Origin of the sequence: Nocardia amikacinitolerans, assembly GCF_900215415.1 — a bacterium.
Taxonomy (GTDB): Bacteria; Actinomycetota; Actinomycetes; order Mycobacteriales; family Mycobacteriaceae; genus Nocardia; species Nocardia amikacinitolerans.
Map to the genome: position 1 here is coordinate 357,732 of NZ_OBEG01000005.1, position 11,108 is coordinate 368,839.

General features: G+C 70.0%; 8 protein-coding genes. 3 read left to right on the forward strand and 5 right to left on the reverse strand.

Features of this window, described 5'->3' with window-relative positions:
* Positions 1–166: 166 nt before the first annotated feature.
* The gene (locus CRP45_RS23275) at positions 167–1,009 is read right to left on the reverse strand and encodes an NAD(P)H-binding protein (protein WP_097246936.1); all 843 of its coding nucleotides are present in this window, start codon (positions 1,007–1,009) and stop codon (positions 167–169) included.
* Between the two features lie 372 nt (positions 1,010–1,381).
* Here CRP45_RS23275 and CRP45_RS23280 point away from each other — a divergent pair, with 372 nt between their 5' ends.
* Positions 1,382–1,942 (forward strand): NADPH-dependent FMN reductase, encoded by a 561-nt coding sequence (locus tag CRP45_RS23280; protein ID WP_097246938.1) that lies wholly within the window; start codon positions 1,382–1,384, stop codon positions 1,940–1,942.
* 7 nt (positions 1,943–1,949) lie between these two features.
* On the opposite strand, the gene eccE is transcribed toward CRP45_RS23280, so the two are convergent.
* Positions 1,950–3,593, reverse strand: a complete 1,644-nt coding sequence (eccE, locus tag CRP45_RS23285; RefSeq protein ID WP_097246939.1) for a type VII secretion protein EccE — start codon at positions 3,591–3,593, stop codon at positions 1,950–1,952.
* Between the two features lie 113 nt (positions 3,594–3,706).
* On the opposite strand from eccE, the gene eccB reads away from it, so the two are divergent.
* Positions 3,707–5,188, forward strand: coding sequence for a type VII secretion protein EccB (gene eccB, locus CRP45_RS23290; RefSeq protein WP_097246940.1), 1,482 nt, complete (start codon positions 3,707–3,709; stop codon positions 5,186–5,188).
* A gap of 12 nt (positions 5,189–5,200) precedes the next feature.
* On the opposite strand, the gene CRP45_RS23295 is transcribed toward eccB, so the two are convergent.
* On the reverse strand, positions 5,201–5,968 hold the full coding sequence (locus tag CRP45_RS23295) for a potassium channel family protein (RefSeq protein WP_097246942.1): 768 nt from the start codon (positions 5,966–5,968) through the stop codon (positions 5,201–5,203).
* A gap of 360 nt (positions 5,969–6,328) precedes the next feature.
* Here CRP45_RS23295 and CRP45_RS23300 point away from each other — a divergent pair, with 360 nt between their 5' ends.
* The gene (locus CRP45_RS23300) at positions 6,329–7,981 is read left to right on the forward strand and encodes an enoyl-CoA hydratase-related protein (RefSeq protein ID WP_179830979.1); all 1,653 of its coding nucleotides are present in this window, start codon (positions 6,329–6,331) and stop codon (positions 7,979–7,981) included.
* Between the two features lie 35 nt (positions 7,982–8,016).
* Here CRP45_RS23300 and mycP read toward each other — a convergent pair whose 3' ends face one another.
* Entirely contained in the window at positions 8,017–9,426 is a 1,410-nt protein-coding gene (gene mycP, locus CRP45_RS23305; RefSeq protein WP_245910363.1) for a type VII secretion-associated serine protease mycosin, read from the reverse strand.
* Positions 9,423–10,889, reverse strand: coding sequence for a type VII secretion integral membrane protein EccD (gene eccD / locus CRP45_RS23310; RefSeq protein WP_097246945.1), 1,467 nt, complete (start codon positions 10,887–10,889; stop codon positions 9,423–9,425). The genes mycP and eccD overlap by 4 nt, the downstream gene beginning before the upstream one ends.
* Between the last annotated feature and the right edge of the window lie 219 nt (positions 10,890–11,108).

Sequence of the window (11,108 nt, forward strand, 5' to 3'; positions counted from 1 at the left end):
GCGGCCGACCCAATTCGCGTGGGGCGCAACACGCGCGGCTGCGGGAACCGACGCTTGCGTTGCTGATTCACCGAATTGGATCGAGGGCTGGCGGAGATACTCGTAAGCGGCACCCGCGGCTCGTGATCGACCAATTCGCAAGGGCCGCAGTCAGTGCCGCATGAGGTCAGGCCGACTCGGTACGGAAAGCGTCGGCGTGCGCCTCGGCCCATTGGCGGAAGGTACGCGGCTCGCGGCCGGTCACCTCGCGCACGGTCGGGTGGACCTCGGATTCGTCAAGCGTGCCGTCGATGAAGAAGCTGGTGAACGCCTCGGCGTAGGCGCGGGGCATGGTGGCCGCGAGTTCGGCGCGGGTCTCGTCGTCGGTGAGTTCGTGGCACACGAGCGGCCGGTCGAGGACCTCGGCGAGCACCGCGACCTGCTCGGCGGGCAGCAGCGCCGCCGGACCGGTGAGATCGAGAATCCGGCCGTCGAGATCGCCGCCGGTGAGCACCCGCGCCGCCACCGCGGCGATATCGGCGGGGTCGACGGCCGCGACCCGTACCCCCGAGAACTGGGCGCGCACCACGTCACCCGCGGCCAGTTGCGGCAGCCAGCGCAGCGCGTTGGACATGAACGAGCGCGGACGCAGGAAGGTCCACGGCAGACCGGATTCGCGCACGGCCTGTTCGGAAAGCGTCATGTACCGGGAGACCGCGTTGCCCATATCCGCGAGCGCCGCCGACCCGCCGGAGAGCAGCACCACCCGCGCCAGCCCGGCCTTGCCCGCCAGCGCGAGCAGCTCCTCGAGGTTCTCGTAGCCCGGCATCAGATACATGCCCTGCGCGCCGTCCAGCGCCTCGGCCAGGGTCTCGGGTCGGTTCAGGTCGCCGGTGACCGGCTCGACGCCGTCCGGCAGCGACGCCCGCGCCGGATCACGCACCACCGCGCGCACCCGCTGCCCGTCCTCGGCGAGCGCGCGCACGAGTTCCGCGCCGATGTTCCCGGTCGCCCCGGTCACCACGTACATACCGTCTCCTTCGGCTGACCGCTGCGAAACGTCGGTCCCGCAACGTCTTTCGAGCTTCGCTCATCCAATGTACGTGTCGTCGGAGCAGTGCACCGGCACCACAGGCAATGCGTACCGACGCATTCGGGCCGCATGTCGTCCGTCGGGGGCGGCGCGCTCGGGGCCTCCGTTCGGCCATGCGTGGTCTGTCGGGGGCCTTCGGGCGTGCCGCTCCCTCGGCAGTGCGCAGTCGTCGGCAGCAGCATCGCTCGGGCGTATCCGCTTCGGCTACGCGCGGTGTGGTCGACGGGCAGCGCCTTCGTGTGGCCTCCCCTTCAGCCACGCGCGGTCTGTCTGCTGATCCCATCCGGCGGCGTCCATTACGCTCGCCCGGTGGACACCCCGGTACGGCTCGAGATCATCGTGGCAAGCGTGCGCCCGGAGCGGTTCGCTCCGGTGGTCGCCGACTGGTTCCTGCGCGTCGTCCGGGACAGACCCGAATTCGACACGGGCGTCATCGATCTCATCGACACACCGCTGCCGACAGATCTCACCGATACGCCGGAGGCCGACGCCTACCGGGACCGGCTGGCGGCCGCGGACGCGTTCGTCGCGATCACCTCCGAGTACAACCACGGCTACCCGGCCTCGCTCAAGACCGCGTTCGACACCGCCAAGCGCGAGTGGCGCGCCAAGCCCATCGGTTTCGTCTCCTACGGCGGACTCTCCGGCGGCCTGCGCGCGGTGGAACAGCTCAGGCAGGTGGTCGCCGAGATCCACATGGTCTCGATCCGCGAAACCGTCAGCATCCACCAGGCCAAGCGCGGTTTCGACGCCACGGGCACGCCCATCGACGGCGCGCCCATCGACGCCAGCGAACGGATGCTGCGCCAATTGCACTGGTGGGCACGGCATTTGCGGGATGCGCGGGCGGCCGATCCCTACCCCGGCTGACGCTCGATCACTGCGCGGCGACGGGCCGTCGTCCGCGCGGATGTCCGATGTAGGTGGCCTCGCGGGGAATCGACACCAGGGTCAGATCCACCTGAGCGGTCCCGGTGCGAAGTACCACGTGGTTGCCGATCGCGCCGGGCTGGTGGATGGACAGGTCCGGCCTGGTCGCGGGCCAGCCCATCGGGTCACCGGTGACGTAGATCGTCGTGACGCCCGCGTGCGGCGCGGGCGCGAGCACCCCGTCCACCACGGTCGCGGTGAAACCCGCGTCGGACTGGTGGGTTTCGACGGCGATGGTGAGGCGTTCCGGGTTGCCGATGGTCTGCACCAGGTTCTCCCACGCGTGCGCCCGGTCGGTGCGGATCAGGATGCGCTCGCCGACGGCCAGCGCGCGGAACACCAACTGCTGCGCCAGGTAGAGCTCGCCCGCCAGGTAGACCGTCGAGATGCCGGTGCCGATGATGCGAACGGCCACACCCTGATTGTTCTCGTCCGAACCGATGAGCTGACCGCAGCCGGACGACGGCAGGTGCAGCGCGCCGATCACATCGATCGGGTACTCGGTCATCGGCACGGTGTCGTCGAGGCCGGGCACGGCGAGCGGCAGGTGCGCGAGCAGGCTGTCGCGGTGGCGTCCGTTCATCGACACCATGCCCGTGAGCTTGCCGCGCTCGGGCAGTTCGCGCGCGGTCAGTCGCCAAGCCGCGCCGATGCTCACCGATTCGGCGGAGCTGCCAGGACGCAGCCGCACGGTGACGGTGGTGCCGCGCGAGGGCGCGACCCACAGCTGCGCGAGCAGATCCGAGCCGAGTTGCTTCGGGTCGACCGCGCTGCCGATGTTCACGGCGTTGCCGATCTCGGCGTAGCGCCATCGATGGGTCAGGGTGCGCGGATCGAAGCCCGCGGTGATCTGCAGGACCGCCTTGCGGATCTCGGGCGCGGTCAGGATGCGGGCGCTGCAGTCGGCGTCCTCGAGCGCGCGCATGATGCGTTGCGTCGCAATGGTTACCGCGCGCGAGGCGCCCTCGCTGCCGCCGCCGCGGCGAGCCGCCGCCTCAGGGCAGGCGATGGCGTCGAAGCTGATCGCCAGCCACACGGCGCGGTGCGCGGTCGCGGGCAGCGGGCCGAGCAGCGACTCGTAGATCTTGCCCGCCGGTGTGCCCGCGCGGCTGCGGTGTCCGTGGCTGATGATGTCGATGCCGCTGAGCAGGATGTCGTGCTGGTTGAGGCAGGCGGCGAGTTCGGGGAGCGGCAGCAGGTGCGAGGCGTGCACGGTGCTGCTGGAGATGCGGGTCAGTCCGCCCTTGGGCGGCAGCACCTCGACGACCGTCACCACCCGGGTGCCGTCCCAGTACAGACCGAGCGAGCGGTCGTCGGGGCCGCGGAAGTCGACGGTGTCGCCGATCTCGTAGTCGCGCTTGGTGATGTAGCGCCACCAGGTCGCGATCCAGTCCAGCACGGTGCGTTTGGCGATCGGGATCAGCGGAAGCAGACCGACCGCGACGGCGACGCCGAGCGACGGCCACCCGCCGAGACCGGCCACCAACGCGATCACTCCGGCGATCATGCCGATCATCTGTGCGATCAACAGATTCGGCAGCGAGATGCGACCAAGCAGCGGACGTGGTCCCGCCCCTGTGGCTTCGGCCATCAGCGTCCCCCAAAATACCCGGTATCGACCGTTTCCTACCGGCCGAGCTGAACAAGAGTCCCAGGGAACTGTACTGTGTTCCGCGAACGTGAGCACTGTTCGGGGGAGGAACCATGCCTTCAAAACCCACCACGCGCTGGCAGGTGAGCGGTTACCGCTTCCTGGTCCGCCGGATGGAGCACGCGCTCGTGCGCCGGGACGTGCGAATGCTGCACGATCCGATGCGATCCCAATCCCGCGCCTTCGCGGCCGGTCTGGTCCTCGCCTGCGTGGTGCTCGCCGGTTGCGGCATCCTCGCGCTGCTCCGCCCGCAGGACAAGATCGGCCAGAACGTGCTGCTGATCGGCAAGGAGTCCGGCGGCGTCTACGTGGTGATCGACGGCGTCGTGCATCCGGCGCTGAACCTGGCCTCGGCGCGCCTGGCGTCCGGTGAATCGGGCAAGGCCGTCATCGTCAAGGAGTCCGAACTCGGCAAGAAGCCGCGCGGCCAGTTGATCGGAATCCCCGGCGCGCCGGCGGCTTTGCGCTACGACAAGGACGGCAAGGGCCGGGCCTGGACCGTCTGCGACGTGATGAAGGTCGACGGCTCCAAGGAATTCACCACCACGGTGCTCGCTGGCGACCTGGAGCTGGGCGACAAGGCCTCGGTCATGCCCGCGGACCGGGCGCTGCTTGTGAAGGTGAAGGAGCAGGCGTACCTGGTCTACAACAAGACTCGCGCCCGCGTGGACATGAGCGACCGCAAGGTGACCGACGCGCTCGGCATCACCGGCGCGACACCGCGGCCGGTCAGCGAGGGTCTGCTCAACGCCATTCCCGAAGTGCCGGCGATCGTTCCGCCGAAGATCAACGATCCCGGCGCGCGGGTGAGCTATCAGGTCGGCGACCGACGGGTCGGCGACGTGGTGCAGGTGTCCTCGGATCCCGACCAGAACTACGTGGTGCTGCACGAAGGTCTGCAGGCGATCTCGGCGGTGACCGCGGAGATCATTCGCGCCACGTACCGGTCGACCCCCGGTGCTTCCTGGATCGACCCGACCGACAAGACGAGCGCGAACATCGCCACCGCGCTGGCGGTCGACACCTATCCGACGACCGTGCCCACGATCGTCGACACCAAGGAGCAGCCCGTCAGCTGCTTGTCCTGGAAGCCGAACCCGGCCGCCAAGGACGGCGGTATGCAGGCCGAGCTCTCGGTGATCACCGGCGTCACGCTGCCGATGCCGGACAAGGCCAAAGCGGTGCCGCTCGCCCAGGCCGACGGCTCGGGGCCGAACGCGGACTCGGCGTACGTCCCGCCGGGCACCGGCGCGTTCGTGCAGACCACCGGCATCGAACCCGACAGCAGGCGTAAGGATTCCCTCTTCTACGTCGCCGACACGGGCGTGCGCTACGGCGTCAAGAACGCCGACGCGCAGAAGGCGCTCGGACTGGACGCCGAGGCCGGGGTGAAGCCCGAGCCCGCGCCGTGGCCGATCGTCGGTCTGCTCGCGAACGGGCCAACGCTCGGTCGCGAGGAGGCGATGGTCGCGCACGACGGTGTCGCGCCCGATCCGTCACCGGCTTCGAAGCCCGTCGGCAATCAGCAGAAGTAGTCGAGAGACAGGTCAGCGCCGCTCGGCTGCGGTGTCCTCGCGCGGCTCGGTGCCTTCGCGCAGCGAGGCGACTTCGCTGCGGAGCGCACGGACTTCGTCGAGCAGGACGGAGATCTCCCGATCGGTGCGCTCGGCGCTGACCTCCACCGCTTTCAGCTGATCGATCACCCAGCTCGTCGTGGTGCCGATCGCGAAGCTGATCAGTCCGATGCCGAAGGTCATCAGGACCAAGGAGATCAAGCGGCCCTCGGTGGTCACCGGATAGACGTCGCCGTAGCCGACGGTCGTGACCGAGACCGCCGACCACCACAGCGCGTCACCGAAGTCGGTGATCTTGCTGTCCGGCGCGCCGTACTCGGCGTCGAAGAAGGCCAGGCTGCACAGCAGCAGGATCAACGCCGAGCTGGCGCCGACGAACACCGAGAGCCGAGCCCGCGTGACGGTGGTGCGGTTCAACGTGTCCAGCAGCAGTAGCGCCGCCCGCAACAGTCGCAGCGGCCGGAACGGCGGCAGCACCACGATCAGCAGCTCCAGCGGATGCCGCCGCACGAACCGCCACCGGTCGGTCGACAGCCACAGCCGCACCGCGAAGTCCGCGGCGAACAGCGTCCAGATCAGGATGTCGACGCCGGTCAGCCAGGAATCCAGCCGCGGCGAAGCGCCGGTGTCGAGCACATGCCACGCGTACACGCCGAGGAACGTCACCGCCAACGCCATCATCGGCACGTTGGTCGCGCGCTCCCACGCCTGCCTGCGGGTCACGATCGTCTGGTCGGTCATCGGGTACTACCTGTTGCTCTGCGGTGCTGGGCGGTGCTCGCCCGTCGATTGCGGCTGAGGCTACAGGTCGACCCGGCTCGGGCGGCACGGCTACGGCCGACGCGTCGAGCCGAACTCCGCCCGGACCGCGGCGGCCGGGAACTACACTTGGTCGCCTGATGGTGCTTGCGCCCGGTCACCGCCCATCGCCCAGAGTCACGTTGTCGCAGATCAGGGCGGGTACGGGCACAGGCGCAGCGTTGCCGCCGCACTGGCGCTGCCCGAGTGATCCGGCCACGGCCGGAGCGAAGGTGCCGGGTGCGCCCGAACCGCTCTCGCCAGCCGAAGGGCCCGACCAGGATGCGCCGACAGATTCTGTTGATGTGCAGCGCCGAGAACGGACTGACCGTGCGCGCTGCCCTCGCGCTGCGACGGCGCGGGTATCTAGTGCGCACCGCGGTCGTGGAGACCGAATCCGACATGGAGCGCGCCGCGGCCTCCGGCGTCGACATGATCGTCTGCACCTACCTGACCCGCCGCATCCCGCGCCGGATCTGCGCGGGCGCCGTCCCGGTGGTGATCGTCCATCCGGGACCGATCGGTGACCGGGGGCCGTCGTCGCTGGACTGGGCCATCACCGACCGCGAGCCGTACTGGGGCGTCACCGTGCTCTCCGCCGTCGAGGATCTGGACGCAGGCCCGGTGTGGGCCTGGCGCACCTTCCCGTTCGACGCGCACCGCCGCAAGAGCACCCTCTACGGCACCGTGGTCGCCGACGCCGCGATCGAGTGCGTCCTCACGGCCGTGAGCCGCGCGCTCGACACCGATTTCGTTCCGTTCGATCAGCAAGAGGTGCCCCGAGCGATTCCGCACGCGCGAAGCCGTTCGGCCATGCGTCAGGCCGACCGCGCGTTCGACTGGTCCGACGACGCCGAGGCGATCGCGCACCGCGTGCGCGCCGCGGACGGCGCACCCGGCGTGCGGACCGTCCTCGCGGACCGCTCCGTCTACCTCTACGACGCCAAGCCGGGGCGGCGCGGTCCGCTGGACGCCGAGCCGGGGACGCTGGTCGGCCGCCGCCACCACGCGATCGAAATCGCCTGCGGCTCGGGCACTCTCTGGGTCGGACATCTGCGCGCCGCGGGCGAGGCTGAGTCGACATGCAAAGGGCCCGCGCTCGGCGTGCTCGCCAGGACCGGAATCCGGCCCGCGACCATTCCGGTCACGACGGACCCGGCGCGCCCCGGTGACATCCACTACCGCGCCGACGGCGCCGTCGGCGTCATCACCATCGACCCGTACAACGGCGCGCTCACCACCGAGCAGTGCCATCGCCTGGCCGCCGCGATCGAGTTCGCCGCCGCCCAGGACACCGAGGTCCTGGTACTTCGCGGCGGCGCGGGCCCGTTCTTCTCGACCGGAATCCACCTCGGCGCCATCGAATTCGCCGCCGACCCCGCCGCGGAGGGCTGGGCGAACATCCGCGCGATGAATTCCGTCTGCCGTGCGCTACTGCTGTGCGCGGACCAACTCACCATCGCGGCTGTCACCGGCAACGTCGGTGCGGGCGGCATGATGCTCGCCCTCGCGGCCGATGTCGTCGTCGCGCGCGAAAGTGCCACGGTGAACGCGCATTACAAGTCGCTCGGCCTGAGCGGCTCGGAGTTCCACACCCTCACCCTCCCTCGGCGCGTCGGACCCGCCGTCGCCGAGCGACTGCTGGACGACGGCGAACCGATCGACACCGCCACGGCGCTGAGCCTGGGACTGCTGGACGAAATCGGCCCCATCGGACGAGGTTTCGACGACTGGCTCGACGACCTCGCCCGCTCCTACACCGAACCGACGGTGTGGACGCGAATCATGACGGCGAAACGGACCCGCCTCGACGACGGCGACCGCGCGCTGATCGACGCCCACGAGCGCGAGGAACTCGCCCGCATGCGCGCCGACCTCTACGGCGCGGACTTCGCCACGCGACGACGGGCCTTCCTGGCCAAGCGAATTCGCACCGCCCGGCCCGTGTCGCGCTGACCGCCTCGGGCATTCGCGCCCGAGGCGGTCAGCGGTCACATGTCGTCCGAGGTGACGCCGAAGCGGCGGCGGATCGGGAACGACGCGAGGTAGCCGAGGATCAACGCGGTCGCGATGATGCCGGTGCCGATCAACGCGACGTCGCGCGCGGTGTTGTCCGGTGGCGGCGGCGGTGCGGGCACGGCGAGCTGCTCGCTGCGCGGCGGTGTCGGCCGCTTCGGCGGCAGCTTGTCGGGCACCGCGTTGGTCAGCGCGGCGATCGGGTCGACCGCGCCGTAGCCGACGTACTGGTTCCAGCCCTCGGCGGGCGCGTGCGCGGTGGCCTGGACGCGCCGGATGACCTCGCGCGCACTCATTTCCGGGAACCGGGCGCGCACCAGCGCGACGACGCCGGAGACCAGGGGCGTGGCGAAGCTGGTGCCGCTGATCGGGTTCTGCTGCCCGCGTTGATCGACCGCGCCGATCGCGGTGCCGTCGCCGCGCGGGTTGAGCGAGACCATGTTCTCGCCGGTCGCCGCCACGCTCAGCCAGGGACCGGGCACGGTGAACTTGGACGGTGCGCCGTTCTGGTCGATCGAGCCGACCGAGAGGGCGTAGTCGTCCCAGCGCGCCGGGCTGACGTTGACCGTGACGTTGCTCCACGGATCGGACGTCGGGTCGAGCGGGTCGATCACCTTGTTCACCGGTTTGCACTGCTCGGTGTCGTTGTTGCCCGCCGCGGCGACCACCACGACGTTGCTGTCCAGCGCGTACTGCAACGCCGCGCCGATCGCGCCGTCGACGTCGTTGGACGAGCCGCACCAGACCTCGGAGATGTTGATGACCGTCGCGCCCATGTCCACCGCGCGCACGATCGCCGACGCCATGGTGGCGAGGGTGCCGTAGCCGTCGGGCAGGTCGTCGGGGCCCTTGTTCCGCGAAGCGCCTTCGCGCTGATACATCTTGCTGGTCTGGCGGATGGTGATGATGCGCGCCTCGGGCGCGACACCGGCGAAGCCCTGTCCCTCGACCTGCGAGGCCGCGATCAGTCCGGCGACGAAAGTGCCGTGACCGTCGCAGTCTTCGGTGCCGTCACCGCCTGCGGCGACGAAATCGCCGCCCGCCTCCAGACCGGGCAACCGCGGATGCCGCGCGACTCCGGTGTCGATGACCGCGACGACTTGGCCCGCGCCCTTGGAGAACTGCCAGGCGCGCTCCAGATCGAGCGCGCGCTGCGCCGCGGGTATGGTCGGCCCGTCGCCGCCGGTCACGATGTCGGCGCAGTTCGAGTTGGGCGGGCGTTCGGTCTTCTCGGGCGGCGCGGCGGGATCGCCCGCAGGCCGCAGCGCCGGATTCACCGCGGGCGGCCGATCGGCCTGCGCCACACCGTGTCCGGAGCCGACGCCGAACGATGCCGAAAGCCCGAGCGTCACCGCGACGGCGGCGACGCGCAAGTGCGCGTTCACAGCCCGCGGACGAGGGAGTAGAGCGAGGCGACCCAGAACACCAGCGGAAGTACCGCCGCGACGAACGCGTACTCCAGCAGCTCAACGCCGCGGCGCATCGGCGGCGTCGCCGACTGGTTCGGGACGATGATGCCAAGGATCAGCGCGGCGACCAGGATCAGCATCGCCGTGCCGAAGACGGCGAGCGGCATGTCCATCGCGAAACCGGCCCCCACCAACATGATCAGCACGATCGACGCGCCACCGGCGATCAGCACGACCGCCTGCTCGGCGCCCGCGTAGGTGCGGCTGCGGAACATCAGCACCGCCGCGCAGACCAGCGCGAGCGCGATGCCCTGCCAGTACGGGTCACCGGACTCGGGATCGGTGGCGGCGAGCGCGCCCGCGACGGTGACCAGCGTGGTCGCCGAGACCAGACCGGCGAGGTACATGCGGGCCCGCTCCGACTTCACCCGCAGCGCCTCCATGGTCGGCAGCGCGCGGTGATCGTCGGGGTCGTCCTCGGTCGGGTCGATCGGCGTGCCCGGCGAAGGCACCGGCGGCAGCGGCAGTTTGGCCAGCAGCATCGAAATACGCGGCGACAGCGAAAGACCCGCCAGACCAAGCGCCGCGGCCACCGCGCCGATCGCCTTCAGCGGCTGATCGGTGAGCAGCCCGACCAGCGCGGCGGGCACCGCGTACACCGCGAGCGCGGCCGCGCCGATGAACAGCGCGAGACCGACGCCGGTGACGCGCCACGCGAGGATCGCGGTGGCCCCAACCAACACCGATCCGAGCAGGATGTGCGCCCAGCCGTAATGATCAGGTACGTAGAGCATTCCGGCCGTGAGCGCGGCGGGCAGCGCGCAGCCGCCGAGGACGAGCGCGGTCGCGGTGTCGCCGTACATCCGGCTCAGGACCATGCCCGCCACGACGAGCAGGATCGCCACCGCCAGCGCGATCGAACCGCTGACCCACTCCGGTAGCTCCTCCGGCGCGAGCAACAGGCCGAGGCAACCGACGATCATCGTGAGCGCGGCGAGGACGGAGCCGGTGAGCCGCGCGGTCTTCGGCGTCCAGCTGCGGTAGTGGTCGGTGTCCGCGATCGCGACGTTGTACATGATGTCGTCGAAAAGCGGTGTGGGCGCGGTGTGCGATGCGCTCTCCAACATGAGGAGTTCGCCGTCGCGCACGCCGTGCTCGCCGAGGCTGAGCGAGTTGGAGAACGGCGGGTGACCGATTCTGGCCAGCACCCACTCGGCGGGCTCGAAGCGCTCGCCTTCGTTGTCGAAATCGTTGGTGCGGCTGTGCTGAGCGACCATGTCGACGACGCTCGGGATCACCAGCGCGACCGGCACGTCGACCGGGATCGCCATGTCCACCTGGGTGTGCTTCGCCAGGATCGTCACCCGAGCCAGGTCCGGCGCACGGACGATACCGCGCGAGGAGTCTTCGTCGATGTGGTCAAGTCGCGCGTGCGTCAAACTTCCCCCAACCTGGTGTTCTACCTCGATTTTCCGCTGACCCGTCGCGCTGGGGGGCGAGCTTGCGACCCTGGCGTCGGGGCAGCAGAATGCAGGTCGAACTGTACGACATGTCGGCGGTGGCCTCTACACTGAGCCCGAAGTCGCAGCATGTGAAGAGGGGGAAATTCTCGTTGAGCGAACGCAGTGAGCGATCCATGTGCCAGCGCGCTGTGCGCA